This window comes from Enterobacter cloacae complex sp. IR5441 (genome assembly GCF_049238215.1).
In the GTDB taxonomy this organism is placed as follows: Bacteria; Pseudomonadota; Gammaproteobacteria; order Enterobacterales; family Enterobacteriaceae; genus Enterobacter; species Enterobacter hormaechei_C.
Genome location: NZ_JBMKIA010000004.1, coordinates 32,324 through 50,852 on the forward strand (window position 1 = coordinate 32,324; position 18,529 = coordinate 50,852).

Sequence of the window (18,529 nt, forward strand, 5' to 3'; positions counted from 1 at the left end):
CTGCCAGGCGACAACAGGAATATGAAAGCAAGGCGCAACGCGATCTTTCGGTTTATGCTGAGGTAAATACAAAAGGAGAGACGATGTACACCCTGAACTGGCAACCGCCCTACGACTGGTCGTGGATGTTTGGCTTTCTTGCCGCGCGTGCGGTCACGGGGGTTGAAACCGTTACGGAGGATTACTACGAGCGCAGTTTTGGCTATGCCGGGCACCGGGGCGTTTTCCGGGTTACGCCAGACAGCGCAACCCCTACGCTGGCGGTGTCGCTCAGCCCTGGCCTGATCCCGGTGGCGGATATCTGCCTCGACCGCATCTCCCGTCTGTTTGACCTCGATTGCGACCCGCTGCACATTGCGCAGACTCTCGGCGATCTCGGCGCGGCGCGGCCGGGCTTACGTTTGCCCGGCGCGATGGATGCATACGAGCAGGGCGTGCGCGCCATTCTCGGGCAACTGGTGAGCGTGGCGATGGCGGCAAAACTGGCGTCACGGGTGGTGGCGCTGTGCGGTGAACCCATTGAGGATGCGCCGGGCTATCTCTGCTTTCCTCCGCCAGAGGTGCTGGCCGCGGCAGATCCGCTGGCGTTGAAAGCCCTCGGGATGCCGCTCAGGCGTGCGGAGTCGTTGATTCATCTGGCGCAGTCGGCGGTGGACGGTGAATTCCCGCTGTTCCCGCCTGCGAACGTTGAGGCCGGGATGAAGGCGCTACAACAGCGCCCCGGCATCGGGCGCTGGACCGCGAATTATCTGGCCCTGCGTGGCTGGCAGGCGAAGGATGTTTTCCTGCCGGATGACTATCTGATTAAACAGCGCTTTGCCGGTATGACGCCCGCGCAGATCCGTCGCTATGCCGAACGCTGGCAGCCGTGGCGCTCGTATGCGCTGTTACATATCTGGTACACCGACGGCTGGTCGCCGTCAGTTGATGGCGAAATAGCTGGTATTCAGCAGTAGATCAAGCGGCTGCGCTTCCCCGATGGTGTCGCCGTAAATAAAATCAACGCCGATGCCCGACAGCGTATCCATCATGATCGACTGATGGCATGGCCCGGCAATGGTTTTTATGCCCAGACGCTGGGCGTGGCCCTGAATGATTGTCACCATCATCTCATCCATCAGATTGCCGTGGACGTTGGTCACCATGTCTGTATCCAGCAGCAGATAATCGGCGGTGTTGGCGCTGAGCTGGCTGAAGACGTTCATATCGCGTCCGACCCGGGTCAGCACCACGCGACAGCCGGCCTGACGAAGCTTTTGCAGACCCTGCTGCACGTTTTCATCCGTATTGCTCAGCACATCAACGGCGATCGCCAGATGCAGCAGCCGCGCCGGCAGTGGACCTCTGGTGATCAGGTCGAGCAGCTCATCCACCAGCGTGACGCTGGCTAAACCCGCTTCTGAGAGCGGCAGCGCGACGCCCATTCCTTTGGCCGCCACCTGTGCGGCATAGGTACGGAAAAATTCGCTGAATATCCGTCGGTCCAGGGCGTGCAGCAGCTCCGGCTCCGCCAGCCCGGCGCGGAAGGCATGCTCTTCCAGCACTTCTCCCTGGCTGGTCCACAGCCGCAAGGAAATCAGCCAGAAGCTACTGCTCTCGGGAATGCGCGGCGAGGCGACGCTGCGGGCTATCATCAGCAGATGGTTATCTTTAATCATGTGCCACTGCTCATCCAGCGACATCATGCTGCGCGCGCTGTGGATCCGCTCCTGCTGGGGTTCGTAGACGGTGACCACGCCGCGCCCGCTGTTTTTCGAGGCGTAGCAGGCGATATCGGCCTGAGACATCACTTCCGCAGCCTGGTAATTGGTGTCGTCAATCAGCGTAATCCCCGCGCTGGCGCCAATGCGGTGCAGGCGTCCTTCCCAGGAGAAATGATAGTTGTTGATGGCGTCGATCAACCGGCCCGCAATATAGCGTGCGCTTTCGACGTTGCAGTCCGGCAGCAGCAGGCCAAACTCGTCGCCGCCCAGACGCGCCAGCACGTCGCTGGAGCGCAGCATGGTCAGCATCAGCGAAGAGAGTTCGCGCAGGAGAGCGTCGCCCGCCGCGTGGCCTGCCGTATCGTTCACCGCCTTAAAACGGTCAAGATCGATAAAGACCAGCGCGTGACGCTGATGGGTCTCCTGTACCGTCTGCAACAGGCGCTTAAGATGGTTTTCAAAGCTGACGCGGTTCGCCAGGTGGGTAAGGGCGTCATGGGAAGCGCTGTAGCTCAGCTGGCGCAGCATTTTGCGCGACTCGGTGACGTCCTGAATCACCAGCACCGAGCCGATGGTGTGTCCTTCCAGAGTGCTGAGGGGGGTTATGCTGTAATGAATGTCGAAACTGCCGCCATTGCGGCAGTTAAGCACCACATCCTGTTCGATATCGGTACGGGACATATCGCCGCTGTGGATGTTTTCCATTAACGGACCGTTCTCGCCGAAGGTAATGTGCAGCACCTTCAGAATGGGCTGACCCAGCGCTTCGCTTTGCGACCAGCCGCTCATCTTCTCGGCGACCGGGTTCATAAAGGTGATGTTCATGTTGATGTCGGTACACAGCACCGCTTCGCCGATAGAGTCGAGGGTGATATGCAGGCGCTCTTTTTCCTGGAACAGCGCCTCGTTCAGCTGCTTCACCTCGGTCATATCCATGTTGATCCCTAACAGCCGCTCCACTTCGCCCTGTTTGTTCAGCACCCGGTTCGCCAGCGAACGAATGTGGCGAATGCCATCCTTGACGCGAATGCGAAATTCCAGCTTGAAAGGTACCCTGGCCTGGAGTGACTCACGCAGGACCTGTTCGGCGTGCGTACGATCTTCAGGCACCATGGCCGCATGCCAGAGCTGCCAGGTGGGTTTAATGTGCGGGGGGATTTCGTAAAGCTCAAACATCCGTTTATCCCAGCTGATCACGTCCGGCTCCAGATCCCACTCCCAAATCCCGATGCCACCGGCTTCGTTAGCGAGAGTGATACGCTCCATCAGACGCTTATTCACCCACTCGGTCTGTTTCAGATCGTTGATGTCTTCAATCTGGGCAATAAAGTAGAGCGGCGTGCCGTCGGCATGGCGCACAACGGAGACGGCCAGCAGCGCCCACACCACCTCGCCGCTGCGGGTGTAGTAGCGTTTTTCGAGGGTGTAGGTGTTGATCTCGCCGTGAATCAGCTGTTGCAGCTGCTCCAGGTCGGTATTTAAATCTTCCGGCCAGGTTAACTGCTGGAACGTGAGCGACTGAAGCTCAGACTGGCTGTAACCGAGGAAATTGCACAGCGCCTTGTTGGCCTGGAGCCACTGGCCCTCAACGCCCACCAGCGCCATACCAATCGCGGAATACTCCATCGCATTGCGAAAACGTTCTTCGCTTTCCGTAATATGTTTACGCTCGGCCCTGAAGGCATACATCACCATCGTCATAATGTTGGCGGGAAGCAGCATCATCAGGAAGGGGAGCCACGGCGCGTTGAAGGTGACGATCATGCTGGAGGGCGTCATGGAGAGCGGATTTCGCGCCATCATCAGGGACACCATCATGATGGTGAATAAAAATATCAGGAACGCTTCCATACGCGGCAGACGCACCGCGCTCCACATCAGCAGAACGATAATGCAGGTGAATGGCCACGGCAGCCAGGTGATTGCCGTCCAGCTAAGAACCAGCGTGACGACCAGGGTCACCAGCGTTTCCAGCAGCAGTTTCGGGTTGCGGTGGCGCAGCAGGTAATGCGGCTTAAACAGCAGACCTAACGGCACCAGCGCCAGTGCGCCAATGGCTTCTGAAAGTACCCAGACAAGGAAATTACGCAGCGGCTCCGCGCTCGGCACCAGAAAATGAACCAGAACGCCCCCCACCAGCGGCGGCACCAGGGCACTGCCGAGGGCAAGCCGGACCCAGTCGTTGAGGTTTTGCAGCGGATTATACCAGGGGAGCAGCTTACGCAGTAACAGCGCGCCAACCGTGGCCTCAATGATATTGATCGCCGTGTAGGTGATGTTGATCGATGCCCATGAGAAGAGCATCCACGAGGCAAAAATATTGCCAAAGGAGCAGGCGAGCGCAATGCCGGGCCACATTTTTCCCGCATGGCGGTAAAACGCCACCATCATAATTGAAGTCGGGAACCATAGTGGCGCCAGCAGCGTACCGAAGCGAGTCAGCTCGAGGGAAAATAAGGTGAAGATGAACGTGACCAGACCCAGACAGACAAGCCGCAGTAAAGGATGTGGGGTAGTAACCAAAACCCGCTGGTATTGTTTATTCATTACCGCTCTATCCAGGGACGCCATGTTGTCAGGAGCCAGGTCCGGACGCGTGAAATTAATAATTTGGTTTATGCTAGTACAAACATTTTACAATTCATATGCTGAGTGGTCAGATTTTGACTTCATAGACTTATAAAATAGTTACTCTGCGAAGAAGGGTGATGAAATGGCGAAAAACCGGGCGTAAAAATTTTGCTAAAGGCGTGAAACAGCGCTTTTCAGCTCGCCTCGCATAACCTGCGCATTCGACTGGTATCACGCCCCCGAAATCCCTATAATTGCCGCGTTTGACGCTCCGGCGTCGTCCTTCCTTACATCCAGGTTAATCAGGTCGCTAAATTTATGACTGATAAGTCTCATCAGTGCGTCATCATAGGCATCGCCGGCGCATCGGCTTCAGGTAAAAGTCTTATTGCCAGTACGCTTTATCGCGAACTGCGTGAACAAGTGGGTGATGAGCATATCGGTGTGATTCCCGAAGATAGCTATTACAAAGATCAATCCCATCTTTCGATGGAAGAGCGCGTAAAAACCAACTACGACCACCCCAGTGCGATGGATCACAGCCTGCTGTTCCAGCATCTGGAAGCGCTGAAGCGCGGCGAGGCGATTGAGCTGCCCGTCTACAGCTACGTGGAACATACCCGCACCCAGGAAACGATCCGTATCGAGCCCAAGAAGGTGATTATCCTTGAAGGGATTTTGCTGCTCACCGACGCCCGTCTGCGCGAATCTATGAACTTCTCGATTTTCGTCGACACTCCGCTGGATATCTGTCTGATGCGGCGTATTAAACGCGACGTTAACGAACGCGGCCGCTCCATGGACTCCGTGATGGCGCAATATCAGAAAACCGTTCGCCCGATGTTCCTGCAATTTATTGAGCCTTCGAAACAATACGCCGATATTATCGTGCCTCGCGGCGGTAAAAACCGTATTGCCATTGATATCTTAAAAGCGAAAATCAGTCAGTTTTTTGAATAAGCCGTGTGAATTGTGTACCGTTCAGAGATAACCTGGTTTTGCCCTGACGCCGTAAGGCTTCAGGGCGCGATGCACGAAAGGAGAAAGTGCCATGCGTCTTTGTGACCGCGATATAGAAGCCTGGCTGGATGAAGGCCGCCTGTCTATCACCCCGCGTCCGCCGGTTGAGCGTATTAACGGCGTGACCGTCGATGTGCGTCTGGGGAATAAATTCCGCACCTTCAGCGGCCACACGGCACCGTTTATCGACCTCAGCGGGCCGAAAGACGAAGTCAGTGCGGCGCTGGATCGCGTCATGAGCGACGAAATCGTCATCGAAGAAGGAGAGGCGTTTTATCTCCATCCTGGCGAACTGGCGCTGGCGGTGACCTTTGAATCGGTCACGCTGCCTGCGGACCTGGTCGGCTGGCTTGACGGACGCTCTTCCCTGGCGCGTCTGGGCCTGATGGTGCACGTCACCGCGCACCGTATCGATCCGGGCTGGTCTGGCCGTATCGTGCTGGAGTTCTTTAACGCCGGTAAATTGCCGCTGGCGCTTCGTCCGGGAATGATGATTGGTGCGTTGAGCTTTGAACCGCTGACCGGCCCGGCAGACCGTCCTTATAACCGCCGTCAGGACGCAAAATATCGCAACCAGCAGGGTGCGGTTGCCAGTCGTATCGATAAAGACTGATCTGTGAGTTCACTGAGGAAGCCATGAGAAGAGTTCTGACAACGCTGATGATTTTGCTGGTGGTGCTGGTGGCTGGCCTTTCAGCGTTGGTGCTGCTGGTTAACCCGAATGACTTCCGGGCCTACATGGTGCGGCAGGTGGAAGCGCGCAGCGGGTATGAACTCAAGCTGGACGGGCCGCTTCGCTGGCACGTCTGGCCTCAGCTCAGCATTCTCTCCGGACGTATGTCCCTCACCGCGCCGGGTGCCGCGCAGCCGCTGGTCACGGCGGATAACATGCGTCTTGATGTCGCGCTCATCCCGCTCTTATCCCATCAGCTCCAGGTTGAACAGGTGATGCTGAAAGGGGCGGTGATTCAGCTTACGCCGCAAACCGAAGCCGTTCGTCAGGCGGATGCTCCGGTCGCACCGCGTGAAAACACCTTGCCTGACGTCCCGTCTGACACCGGCTGGTCGTTCGATATTGGTAATCTGAAAGTTGCCGACAGCGTGCTGGTTTTCCAGCATGAAGATGACGAACAGATCACCGTACGCAATATCAACCTCAGGATGGAGCAGGATGCCAACCATCACGCCACCATGGAGTTCTCCGGGCGGATCAACCGCAATCAGCGCGATCTCAACCTGTCGATGAACGCGAACGTGAACGCCTCTGATTATCCGCACCAGCTGACGGCGGACGTTCAGCAGCTTAACTGGCAGCTGACCGGCGCGGATTTACCCGCGAAGGGGATTGCCGGCCAGGGCACGATGCAGGCGGTGTGGCATGAAGAGCGCAAACAGCTCGAACTGAACGCGCTCAACCTCCAGGCCAACGACAGTGCCCTGAAGGGGCAGGCGAGCGTCACGCTTGATGAGAAACCTAAGTGGGTGCTGGATCTGCAATTCGACAAGCTGAACCTCGAGAACCTGCTTCCGCCCCAATCGGTGAACGCGACCGATGAGGGAGCCACGCAGGTGGGGCAAAGCCAGGTTACGCAGTCGCGTCCGGTGATCTCCTCAAATCTCGATCAGCCTGACTACAACGGCCTGCGCGGATTTACCGCCGACATTCTGCTGAAAGCGAACAGCGTGCGCTGGCGTGGGATTGATTTTACTGACGTCAGCAGCCAGATGTTCAACCACAACGGCCTGCTGGTCATCTCCGAGCTCAGCGGAAAAATGGGAGCGGGGAACCTCTCCCTGCCGGGCACGCTGGATGTACGCAAAGACGTTGCCAGCGCCGCGTTCCAGCCGCGTCTGGAAAACGTTGAGATTGGCACCATCCTGAAAGCCTTTAATTACCCGATTGCCCTCACGGGGCAGCTGTCGCTGGCAGGGGATTTCTCTGGTACGAAGATTGATGCGGACGCTTTCCGTCGTAGCTGGCAGGGGCAGGCGCACGTTGAGCTGAAAGATTCGCGCATGGAAGGGCTGAACTTCCAGCAGCTGGTGCAGCAGGCGGTAGAGCGCAGCAGCAGCGTGAAAGCGAATGAAAACTACGACAGCGCAACCCGTCTGGACAGCTTTACCAGCGAGCTTGCCCTCGACAACGGTCAGCTCTCGCTGGACGACATGCAGGGGACTTCGTCACTGCTGGCGCTGACCGGAACCGGCGCGCTGGATCTGGTGAAAGAGACGGCAGACACCCGCTTCAACGTCCGCGTGAAGGCTGGCTGGGAAGGCGAAGGCCAGCTTGTGGAGTTCCTGAAAGAGACGCCGATACCGCTGCGCGTGTACGGAAAATGGCAGGAGTTGAATTACAGTTTGCAGGTCGATCAGATCCTGCGTAAGCACCTTCAGGATGAAGCGAAACGTCGGCTGAATGACTGGGCGGACCGCAATAAAGAGTCTCAGTCAGGTAAGGACGTGAAAAAGCTGCTCGATAAGCTGTGATGCCTGTTGTGCCGGGTGGCGGCTTTGTCTTACCCGGCCTATAAAAGCCAGACACCGTAGGCCGGGTAAGCGAAGCGCCACCCGGATTTTTTACACCTCAAAATCCATCTCATCTTCACCGCGCAGCGGTATCAGCTGCACCTTCTGCACGCGATGGCTCTCTACCTGCAAGGTTTTGATCATGTAATCCCCCACCTGGACCTCTTCGCCCGGCTGCGGAATACGTTGCAGATATTCCATCAGCAAACCGGCGATGGTGTGGTATTCGCGCTTCTCATCCAGCGGAAGCGGAACGAACTGCACCAGATCTTCGAGCGGCATATGGCCGTTGGCGGTCCAGCTGCCGTCGGCGTTTTTCTGAATATCGTGACGCGCATCGATCTCATCCACCTCATTAGGCAGATTACCGGCGATGGTTTCCATCACGTCGCTGAGCGTTACCAGCCCTTCCACAGAACCAAACTCATCAACGACAAACGCGAAGTGGGTACGAGCGTTGCGGAACTGCTCCAGCGCGGAGAGCAGCGGCAGCGCTTCCGGGAAGACCAGCGGCTGGCGCACCAGCGCCCGCAGGTTGAGCGGCTCGCCGTGGAGCTGCTGTTGCAGGAGGTCAATCACGTGTACCACGCCCAGCAGCTCTTCTTCCTCTTCACCGCCGGTCACGACCACGCGGGTGTGCTGGTTTTTATCCAGCAGGGCGCGGATCTGCTCTTCCGGCGCCGTCAGGTCAATATGCTCAATGTCATGGCGGGAGGTCATGATACTGCTCACCGAGCGCTGGTTGAGGTTAAGCACGCGCTCTATCATCCGGCGTTCCTGCGGGTTGAAGATCTGCCCGTCGCTGTGGTCGGCAAGCATCGCCGCGGATTCAGCATCCAGCTCGGCATCCTCTTTTTTGCCGCTCAGCAGGCGCATCACCGTATCTGCGGTGCGCTGTCGTAATGTCTGGTTCGCGGAGAGAAAACGGCGACGGTTGAAAATGGCCAGCTGGTTGAGAAACTCAATCAGCACCGAGAAACCAATGGCGGCGTACAAATACCCTTTCGGGATATGGAAGCCAAAACCATCCGCGACCAGGCTAAAGCCAATCATCAGCAGGAAGCTCAGACAGAGGATGACGATAGTCGGGTGACTGTTCACGAAGCGCGTCAGGGCTTTACTGGCGAGCACCATCAGGGTGATGGCGATGATCACCGCGGCCATCATCACCGCCAGATGGTCAACCATCCCGACGGCCGTGATCACGGAGTCGAGAGAAAAGACGGCATCCAGCACCACTATCTGCGCGACCACTGGCCAGAATTTTGCACCGCGTCGCTGGGTGGGGTTTTCACTGTCTTTTCCTTCCAGCCGCTCATTAAGCTCAACCGTGGCTTTGAACAGCAGGAACAATCCGCCGAAAAGCATGATCAGGTCGCGGGCGCTAAAGCTCAGACCCTGCACGCTGAATAAGGGTTTGGTCAGCGTCACCAGCCAGGAGATTGAGGCCAGTAACAGCAGACGCATCACCATGGCGAGCAGAAGACCCGTCACGCGGGCGCGGTCGCGTTGTGAAGGGGGTAATTTATCGGCAAGGATGGCGATAAACACCAGGTTATCAATGCCGAGCACTAATTCGATGACGACCAGCGTCACCAGCCCGGCCCAGATTGATGGATCGGCAATCCATTCCATAGTAAATGCAATACCTTCTGTTATATGACTAATGTCACACTTCGATCATGGATAAAGCCGACGGAAATTGCAATGCCGGGGTGAGATTTCTCTTAATGCTACACTCAGGTAAACCCCATTTGCCGGGCGGTGTAAATAAGTTAATTGCGAAGATTTAATTACATAAGACGATATTTAGGATATATCGCAATAAATGGTCCGGCGATCTATTTTGTCAATATAAAGAAAATCCGAAAACCTTAAAACTTTGCTCTTAATATTAATCTTAAAAACGAATATTAGGACGGTTGTCTCCTTGCCTGCTATTAGGTTAGCTGCAACAATTCTTCCAGCATCAAATGTTAAATCTCCTTGTTGCTATTTTTGTTTCGGTCTTTGGTGAAGGTTATACATTATCAATCGCCCCTGTGAGGCGTTTGATATATTTCGCAAAAGGCCTTATCCAAGAGGGTGTCTAACCATAACGCATTGTTTAGTCAGTGGATTGGTAACTGAAAGCCAAGGGCGGTAGCGTGCCTGAAAGCGTGTGAATCAGCCTCAATTATTCTGTCAATAGCCAATGGATGAATAAGCTTTTTTTAGGACTGATGCCAGTTATATTGCTAAATGATTAACTGCATTCTGATTGTCACCACGACCCGCGCTTATTTTAATTGCACAGGATAATTACTCTGCCAAAGTGATAAATAATCAATGATGAAATCCAAAATGAAATTGATGCCATTATTGGTGTCTGTGACCTTGATGAGTGGTTGCACGGTCTTTCCCGGCAGCAATATGTCGACAATGGGCAAGGATGTGATTAAACAGCAGGATGCTGATTTTGATCTCGACAAAATGGTGAATGTGTATCCATTAACCCCACGTCTGGTGGAACAATTACGCCCACGTCCAAATGTTGCTCAGCCAAATATGTCTCTGGACCAGGAAATTGCCTCTTACCAGTATCGCGTGGGTCCGGGTGACGTCATTAATGTGACCGTCTGGGATCACCCTGAACTGACCACGCCTGCGGGCCAGTACCGCAGCTCAAGTGACACCGGTAACTGGGTTCAGTCCGATGGCACCATGTTCTATCCCTACATTGGCAAAGTGCACGTCGCGGGCAAAACGCTTGCTGAGATCCGTAGTGATATTACCGGCCGCCTGGCGCAGTACATTGCTGACCCGCAGGTGGACGTTAATATCGCCGCGTTCAGATCCCAGAAAGCCTATATCTCTGGCCAGGTCAATAAATCCGGCCAGCAGGCGATCACTAACGTCCCGCTCACCGTTCTCGATGCGATCAATGCCGCAGGCGGCTTAACCGACGGCGCTGACTGGCGCAACGTGGTGCTGACCCACAACGGCAAAGAGCAGCGCATTTCGCTTCAGGCGCTGATGCAAAACGGTGACCTGACCCAGAACCGCCTCCTTTATCCGGGCGATATTCTGTACGTGCCGCGCAACGACGATCTGAAAGTGTTCGTGATGGGTGAAGTGAAGAAACAGAGCACCCTCAAGATGGACTTCAGCGGTATGACCCTGACCGAAGCGCTGGGCAATGCGGAAGGCATCGATCTGACCGCCTCCAACGCCAGCGGTATCTTCGTGATCCGTCCTATCAAAGGCGAGAACGCGAAGGGCAAGATTGCCAACATCTACCAGCTGGATATGTCCGACGCGACGTCCCTGGTCATGGCAACGTCGTTCCGTCTCCAGCCGTACGATGTGGTCTATGTCACCACCGCGCCGGTTGCCCGCTGGAACCGTCTGATCAACCAGTTGCTGCCTACCATCAGTGGCGTTCGCTACATGACGGATACGGCGAGCGACGTTCATAACTGGTAAGCCGCGATGTTTAACAAAATTCTGGTGGTGTGCGTGGGGAACATTTGCCGTTCCCCCACGGCTGAAAGGCTGTTGAAAAATTACCAGCCTGCGTTAACGGTCGACTCCGCAGGGCTGGGCGCGCTGGTCGGAAAAGGTGCCGACGAACGTGCCGCAAGCGTTGCCCTTGAGCATAACCTCTCACTCGACGGGCACGTTGCCCGTCAGGTCTCTGGCCGGATGTGCCGGGAATATGACCTGATCCTCGCGATGGAAAAACGCCACATTCACGCGCTGTGCGATATCGCACCGGAGATGCGCGGCAAGGTGATGCTGTTTGGTCACTGGGATGGTGAGCGCGAAATTCCCGATCCATATCGCAAGAGCCGCGAGGCCTTTGAGGCGGTATACACCTTACTAGACCAGTCTGCCCGTCAGTGGGCGCAGGCACTGAAAGCTCAGCAGGGATAACAATGACAGAAAAAACAAGACCTTCTGCCGCCCCGACGTCGGGCAGTGATGAAATCGATATCGGTCGCCTGGTCGGGACCGTTATTGAAGCGAAATGGTGGGTGCTGGGTATTACCGCCATCTTTGCCGTGGCGGCGATCGTTTATACGCTGTTCGCGACGCCTATTTACAGCGCCGACGCGCTGGTGCAGATCGAACAAAATACCGGAAACTCGCTGGTTCAGGATATCGGCTCGGCGCTGGCCAACAAGCCGCCGGCATCGGAAGCCGAAATTCAGCTGATCCAGTCGCGCCTGGTACTGGGCAAAACGGTTCACGATCTGGGGCTGGATATCGCGGTCACCAAAAACACCTTCCCGGTATTTGGCGCAGGCTGGGATCGCCTGATGGGGCGCAGTAACGATACGGTAAAAGTGACCGACTTCGTGATCCCAAAAGGGGCAGGGGACCAAACCTTTACCCTGACAGTGCTGGGACCAAAACAGTATCAGCTGACCAGCGACGCGGGCTTCAGCGCACGCGGCGAGGTGGGGCAGATGCTGACCAAAGAGGGCGTCAGCATCAAGGTCAGCGCAATTCAGGCGCATGAGGGCGGGGAGTTTACGGTCACCAAATTCTCGACGCTCGGGATGATCAACAACCTGCAAAACAACCTGACCGTCACCGAAAACGGCAAGGACACCGGCGTCCTGAGCATGACCTTCACCGGTGAAGACAAGGATCAAATCCGCGACATCCTCAATAGCATCACCCGCAACTATCTGGAGCAGAACGTTGAGCGTAAGTCAGCGGAAGCTGCAAAAAGCCTGGCGTTTCTCAGTAAACAGCTGCCGGAGGTGCGCGCCCGTCTGGATGACGCTGAGAACAAGCTGAACGCGTACCGTCAGGACAAGGATTCCGTCGATCTGCCGCTGGAGGCGAAATCGGTTCTCGACTCCATGGTGAATATTGATGCGCAGCTGAACGAGCTGACCTTCAAAGAGGCGGAGATTTCCAAGCTCTATACCAAACGTCACCCGGCGTACCGCACGCTGCTGGAGAAACGTCGTACCCTGGAAGAAGAGAAGGCGAAGCTGAATGACCGCGTGACCGCGATGCCGAAGACGCAGCAGGAAATTGTACGCCTGACGCGTGATGTGGAATCCGGCCAGCAGGTTTACATGCAGCTGCTGAACAAACAGCAGGAGCTGAAAATCACCGAAGCCAGCACCGTCGGCGACGTGCGTATCGTTGACCCGGCGATTACCCAGCCGGGCGTGCTGAAGCCGAAGAAAGCGCTGATTATCCTCGGCAGCATTATTCTCGGCCTGATGCTTTCCATTGTCGGCGTGCTGCTGCGCTCGCTGTTCAACCGCGGTATCGAAAGCCCGCAGGTGCTGGAAGAGAACGGGATCAGCGTGTACGCCAGCATCCCGCTTTCAGAGTGGCAGAAGTCCCGTGACAGCGTCAAAACCGTTAAGGGCGTCAAGCGTTACAAACAGAGCCAGCTGCTGGCCGTGGGTAACCCGACTGACCTGGCGATTGAAGCGGTGCGCAGCCTGCGTACCAGCCTCCACTTCGCCATGATGCAGGCCAAAAACAACGTCCTGATGATGACCGGTGTCAGCCCGTCAATCGGTAAAACCTTCGTCTGCGCCAACCTGGCGGCGGTGGTGAGCCAGACCAACAAGCGCGTGCTGTTGATCGACTGCGATATGCGTAAGGGCTACACCCATGAGCTGCTGGGGACCAACAACGTTAACGGTCTGTCGGAAATCCTGCTCGGTAAAGGGGAAATCAGCGAGAGCGCCAAGCCGACGTCGATTCCGAAATTTGACCTGATCCCGCGTGGCCAGGTGCCGCCGAACCCGTCTGAACTGCTGATGAGCGAGCGCTTCACGCAGCTGATTGAGTGGGCGAGCAAAAACTATGACCTGGTGCTGATCGATACCCCACCAATTCTGGCGGTCACCGACGCTGCCGTGGTAGGGCGTCATGCGGGCACCACGCTGATGGTCGCACGCTATGCGGTGAACACCCTGAAGGAAGTGGAAACCAGCCTTAGCCGCTTTGAGCAAAACGGTATTGAGGTGAAGGGGGTCATTCTGAACTCCATCTTCCGCCGCGCGACCGGGTATCAGGATTACGGCTACTACGAGTACGAATACAAGTCTGACAGTAAATAATAATCCCCCTCATCCTAACCCTCTCCCCAGGGGAGAGAGAGGACTGCATGGTGCAGCTTTTCTCCCTCTCCCTCCGGGAGAGGGTCGGGGTGAGGGATAAGGGGAAGACCATGACCACACAACGCCCTTTGATTTCTATCTATATGCCGACATGGAATCGTCAGCAGCTGGCGATCCGCGCGATTAAATCGGTCCTGCGTCAGGATTACGATAACTGGGAACTGATTATCGTGGATGACTGTTCCTCCTCTTACGAACAACTGCAAAAGTTTGTTGAAGACCTGAACGACCCGCGCGTGGTGTACACTCACAACGCCATCAACTCCGGGGCGTGTGCGGTGCGCAACCAGGCGATTATGCAGGCGAAAGGGCAGTATCTGACCGGTATCGACGACGATGACGAATGGACGCCAAACCGTCTGTCAATCTTCCTGTCGCACAAAGCGCAGCTGGTGACCCACGCGTTTCTGTATGCCAATGACTATGTTTGCCAGGGCGAGGTCTATTCGCAGCCGGCCAGCCTGCCGCTGTATCCGAAATCACCGTATTCCCGCCGCCTGTTCTACAAGCGCAACATTATCGGCAATCAGGTGTTTACCTGGGCATGGCGCTTTAAGGAGTGCCTGTTCGATACCGAGCTGAAGGCCGCGCAGGATTACGACATCTTCCTGCGGATGGTGGTGGAGTACGGCGAGCCGTGGAAGGTGGAAGAGGCCACGCAGATCCTGCACATCAATCACGGGGAGATGCAAATCACCTCGTCGCCGAAGAAATTCTCGGGCTACTTCCATTTTTACCGCAAGCACAAGGACAAGTTTGACCGTGCCAGCCGGAAGTATCAGCTCTTCACCCTGTATCAGATCCGTAATAAGCGCATGAACTGGCGCACGCTGCTGACGCTGCTGTCGGTACGTAACGGCAAGCGTCTGGCTGACGGGCTTCGGGGGAAATAATGTTTCTGGAAGATTGCCGCGCTAACAGCTGGAGCCTGCGCCCGTGCTGCATGGTTCTGGCCTACCGTATTGCGCACTTTTGCTCGGTGTGGCGCAAAAAAAATGTGCTGAACAATATCTGGGCCGCGCCGGTGCTGGTGCTGTACCGCATCATCACCGAATGCTTTTTTGGCTATGAAATTCAGGCCGCTGCCACCATTGGCCGCCGCTTTACCATTCATCACGGCTATGCGGTGGTCATCAACAAGTTCGTCGTCGCGGGTGATGATTTCACCATTCGCCACGGGGTGACAATCGGCAACCGCGGGCCAGACAGCCTGGCTTGCCCGGTGATTGGCAATAACGTCGAGTTGGGCGCCAACGTGGTGATGATCGGGGACATTACCGTGGGTAATAACGTGACGATTGGCGCAGGCAGCGTGGTGCTGGACAGCATTCCGGACAACGCGCTGGTGGTGGGCGAGAAAGCCCGCGTGAAGGTGATTAAATGAACATTCTGCAATTTAACGTACGCCTCGCAGAGGGCGGGGCGGCAGGCGTAGCGCTGGATCTGCACCAGCGCGCGCTGCAAAAAGGACTCCAGTCGCGCTTTGTTTACGGTTACGGTAAAGGCGGCAAGAAAAGCGTCAGCCATGATAACTATCCGCAGGTGCTGAAGCAGACGCCACGTCTGACCTCCATCGCCAATATTGCGCTGTTCCGCCTGTTTAACCGCGACCTGTTCGGCAACCTGAATAATCTCTACCGCACCGTCACCCGCACTCGCGGCCCGGTTGTGCTGCACTTCCACGTGCTGCACAGCTACTGGCTGAATCTGGAAGAGGTGGTGGCGTTTTGTGGCAAGGTGAAGGCGCACAAGCCGGACACCCGTTTCGTCTGGACGCTGCACGACCACTGGAGCGTGACCGGACGTTGCGCCTTTACCGACGGCTGCGAAGGCTGGAAAAATAACTGCCAGAAATGCCCTACGCTCAGCAACTACCCGCCTGTGAAGGTCGATCGCGCGCATCAGCTGGTTGAGGGTAAGCGTCAGCTGTTCCGCGATATGCTCTCGCTCGGCTGCACCTTTATCTCCCCAAGCCAGCACGTGGCGGACGCTTTTAATAGCCTGTACGGAGCAGGGCGCTGCCAGATCATCAACAACGGTATTGATGTGGCAACGGAAGCGATCCTGGCCGAACTGACGCCCGTAGCCGTTACCCCCGGTAAGCCGAAAATTGCGGTCGTCGCCCATGACCTGCGCTACGACGGCAAAACCAACCAGCAGCTGGTGCGCGACATGATGGCGCTCGGCGACAAAATTGAGCTGCATACCTTTGGCAAATTCTCGCCGTTTGATGGCGCTAACGTGGTGAACCACGGGTTTGAAACCGACAAGCGCAAACTGATGAGCGCGCTGAACGGTATGGACGCGCTGGTGTTCAGCTCCCGCGTGGACAACTACCCGCTGATCCTGTGCGAAGCGCTCTCCATCGGCGTACCGGTGATTGCCACCCACAGCGACGCCGCGCGGGAAGTGCTGGAGAAATCCGGCGGTAAAACCTTCAGTGAAAATGAGGTGCTGCCGCTGGTGCAGTTGTCGAAGGCCGATATCGCGCAGGCTGTTTTTGGCACGGACCTGGAATCGTTCCGCAACCGTAGCCGCAAAGCGTACAGTGGACAACAGATGCTGGAGGAGTATGTCTCGTTCTATCAGAATCTGTAGTTATCTGCTGCTGCCGCTGATCTACCTGCTGGTCAACGTTAAGATTGCCCAGCTCGGTGAAAGCTTCCCGATCACTATCGTCACCTTCCTGCCGGTTCTGCTGTTGCTTTACGTTGACAAGCTTAACCTCAAAAAGCTGATGATTTCACTGGGCATCGGGTTTGGTCTGACGGCGTTTAACTACATCTTTGGTCAGTCGCTGGACGCCAGCAAATATGTCACCTCCACCATGCTGTTTGTTTATATCGTTATCATTATTGGCATGGTGTGGAGTATTCGCTTTAAAACTATTTCTCCGCACAATTATAGGAAAATCCTCAGGTTCTTTTATATTGTCGTCGGGCTGATTGTTGTGCTTGCGGCAATGGAGATGGTGCAAATTATTCTCACAGGCGGCAGTAGCCTGATGGAAATAATTTCGAAATATCTTATATACAGTAACAGCTATGTACTGAACTTCATTAAGTTTGGTGGCAAGCGTACAACCGCGCTCTATTTTGAACCGGCGTTTTTTGCTCTGGCATTAATCTCAATTTGGCTCAGCATCAAACAGTTCGGTATCAAAACCCCCAAGACCGATGCTATGATTCTTGCAGGAATCGTTCTGTCAGGGTCGTTCTCCGGGGTAATGACGTTTATTCTGTTTTACCTGCTGGAGTGGGCGTTCCAGTACCTGAACAAAGAGGCGATTAAGAAAAAACTGCCGCTGGCGATAATCTCTCTGACGGTATTTTTAGTGGGCGTAATATTTGCGTTTCCGTACATTTCTGAACGTCTGGGTGATTTGGGAACGGAAGGTTCGTCGTCCTATTATCGCATCATTGGTCCACTGGTGATGGTGGGTTATTCCTTAACCCATATTGATGGCGTAGTAAGATTCGGCTCACTTTACGAATATGTTGCATCATTCGGAATCTTTAACGGTGCGGATGTCGGTAAAACCATAGACAATGGTCTGTATCTGTTAATTATCTATTTTTCCTGGTTCGCCGTACTGTTGACACTGTGGTATCTGTTTAAAGTTTTCAAAATGATGATTAACGCGTTTGGTGATAACCAGAACTTTCGCGTGCAACTTTATCTGTTCACACCGGTGTCGTTGTTTTTTACCGGGTCAATATTTAGCCCGGAATATGCATTCTTAATTGTATGTCCGTTTATTTTGCGCAAAGCGCTGAATATTACGAGCGTATGACGAAATGAGGTGATTTATGTTTCTTAGCGTCATTACTGTCGCCTTTCGTAACTACGAAGGGGTGGTAAAAACCTGGCGCTCGCTGCGCAACCTGGCGCGCGATCCGAGCCTCACCTTTGAGTGGATCGTGGTCGATGGCGGCTCGAACGACGGCACGGCGGAGTTCCTGGAAAAACTCAACGGTGAGTTCAACTTACGTTACATCAGCGAGAAAGATAAAGGTATTTACGATGCCATGAATAAAGGCATCAACATGGCGCAGGGGCGTTACGCGATCTTCCTCAATTCCGGCGATGTGTTCCATGAAGATGTGGCGCTGTTTGCCCGTCAACTGGCGCGCCAGAAAGAAGATGCCATGTTTATTGGTGATGCGCTGCTTGATTTCGGCGAGGGGAAAAAAGTGCTGCGCGGCGCGAAACCAGGCTGGTATATCTACCACAGCCTCCCGGCCAGCCATCAGGCTATTTTCTTCCCAATGAGCGGCCTGAAAAAACAGCCTTACGATTTGCGCTATAAAGTGTCATCAGATTATGCCCTGGCCGCCAGCCTGTATAAATCTGGCTACCCGTTCCGTCGAATTAAAGGACTGGTATCTGAATTTTCAATGGGTGGCGTGTCAACCTCGAATAATCTGGAACTGTGCCAGGATGCCAAAAACGTGCAGCGTAAAATATTACGCGTGCCGGGGTTCTGGGCGGAATTATCTTATTTCTTACGTCTGAAAACGACGGGTAAAGCGAAAGCCTTATATAACAAAGCCTGAGATATAAGGAAAC

14 protein-coding genes are annotated in these 18,529 nt (G+C 55.2%); 12 read left to right on the forward strand and 2 right to left on the reverse strand.

Going from position 1 to position 18,529, the window contains the following annotated elements; all coding sequences use genetic code 11:
* Positions 1-83: 83 nt before the first annotated feature.
* Entirely contained in the window at positions 84-956 is an 873-nt protein-coding gene (gene alkA / locus ACOTX5_RS06520) for a DNA-3-methyladenine glycosylase 2 (RefSeq protein WP_045910874.1), read from the forward strand.
* On the opposite strand, the gene ACOTX5_RS06525 is transcribed toward alkA, so the two are convergent.
* On the reverse strand, positions 921-4,250 hold the full coding sequence (locus tag ACOTX5_RS06525; protein ID WP_047727524.1) for a diguanylate cyclase: 3,330 nt from the start codon (positions 4,248-4,250) through the stop codon (positions 921-923). The genes alkA and ACOTX5_RS06525 overlap by 36 nt on opposite strands.
* A gap of 342 nt (positions 4,251-4,592) precedes the next feature.
* Here ACOTX5_RS06525 and udk point away from each other — a divergent pair, with 342 nt between their 5' ends.
* From udk to asmA, 3 genes are all read left to right on the forward strand, one after another.
* The gene (gene udk, locus ACOTX5_RS06530; protein WP_000130320.1) at positions 4,593-5,234 is read left to right on the forward strand and encodes a uridine kinase; all 642 of its coding nucleotides are present in this window, start codon (positions 4,593-4,595) and stop codon (positions 5,232-5,234) included.
* Between the two features lie 91 nt (positions 5,235-5,325).
* Positions 5,326-5,907: a dCTP deaminase gene (gene dcd / locus ACOTX5_RS06535; protein ID WP_017383269.1), complete on the forward strand. Its 582-nt coding sequence runs from the start codon at positions 5,326-5,328 to the stop codon at positions 5,905-5,907.
* Positions 5,908-5,930: 23 nt separating this feature from the next.
* Entirely contained in the window at positions 5,931-7,781 is a 1,851-nt protein-coding gene (gene asmA, locus ACOTX5_RS06540; protein ID WP_047727523.1) for an outer membrane assembly protein AsmA, read from the forward strand.
* A 90-nt stretch (positions 7,782-7,871) separates the two neighbouring features.
* Here the strand turns inward: asmA and ACOTX5_RS06545 are convergent, their stop codons facing one another.
* The gene (locus ACOTX5_RS06545) at positions 7,872-9,455 is read right to left on the reverse strand and encodes a TerC family protein (RefSeq protein ID WP_015572372.1); all 1,584 of its coding nucleotides are present in this window, start codon (positions 9,453-9,455) and stop codon (positions 7,872-7,874) included.
* Positions 9,456-10,148: 693 nt separating this feature from the next.
* Between ACOTX5_RS06545 and ACOTX5_RS06550 the strand changes: the two genes are divergently transcribed.
* From ACOTX5_RS06550 to wcaE, 8 genes are all read left to right on the forward strand, one after another.
* Entirely contained in the window at positions 10,149-11,285 is a 1,137-nt protein-coding gene (locus ACOTX5_RS06550) for a polysaccharide export protein (RefSeq protein ID WP_003862079.1), read from the forward strand.
* Between the two features lie 6 nt (positions 11,286-11,291).
* Positions 11,292-11,735, forward strand: coding sequence for a low molecular weight protein-tyrosine-phosphatase Wzb (gene wzb, locus ACOTX5_RS06555; RefSeq protein ID WP_003862078.1), 444 nt, complete (start codon positions 11,292-11,294; stop codon positions 11,733-11,735).
* A 2-nt stretch (positions 11,736-11,737) separates the two neighbouring features.
* Entirely contained in the window at positions 11,738-13,900 is a 2,163-nt protein-coding gene (gene wzc, locus ACOTX5_RS06560; protein WP_015572374.1) for a tyrosine-protein kinase Wzc, read from the forward strand.
* Between the two features lie 110 nt (positions 13,901-14,010).
* Complete coding sequence (gene wcaA, locus ACOTX5_RS06565; RefSeq protein WP_017383272.1) at positions 14,011-14,853, forward strand: colanic acid biosynthesis glycosyltransferase WcaA; 843 nt, start codon at positions 14,011-14,013, stop codon at positions 14,851-14,853.
* The gene (wcaB, locus tag ACOTX5_RS06570; RefSeq protein ID WP_003863505.1) at positions 14,853-15,344 is read left to right on the forward strand and encodes a colanic acid biosynthesis acetyltransferase WcaB; all 492 of its coding nucleotides are present in this window, start codon (positions 14,853-14,855) and stop codon (positions 15,342-15,344) included. Before wcaA ends, wcaB begins: the two co-directional genes overlap by 1 nt.
* Positions 15,341-16,558 carry a colanic acid biosynthesis glycosyltransferase WcaC gene (wcaC, locus tag ACOTX5_RS06575; protein WP_045910871.1) on the forward strand — a complete coding sequence of 406 codons (1,218 nt, stop codon included), beginning with the start codon at positions 15,341-15,343 and terminating at the stop codon, positions 16,556-16,558. Before wcaB ends, wcaC begins: the two co-directional genes overlap by 4 nt.
* The gene (wcaD, locus tag ACOTX5_RS06580; protein ID WP_045910870.1) at positions 16,533-17,753 is read left to right on the forward strand and encodes a colanic acid polymerase WcaD; all 1,221 of its coding nucleotides are present in this window, start codon (positions 16,533-16,535) and stop codon (positions 17,751-17,753) included. Before wcaC ends, wcaD begins: the two co-directional genes overlap by 26 nt.
* Before the next feature lie 16 nt (positions 17,754-17,769).
* Positions 17,770-18,516, forward strand: coding sequence for a colanic acid biosynthesis glycosyltransferase WcaE (wcaE, locus tag ACOTX5_RS06585; RefSeq protein WP_003863510.1), 747 nt, complete (start codon positions 17,770-17,772; stop codon positions 18,514-18,516).
* Positions 18,517-18,529: the final 13 nt, after the last annotated feature.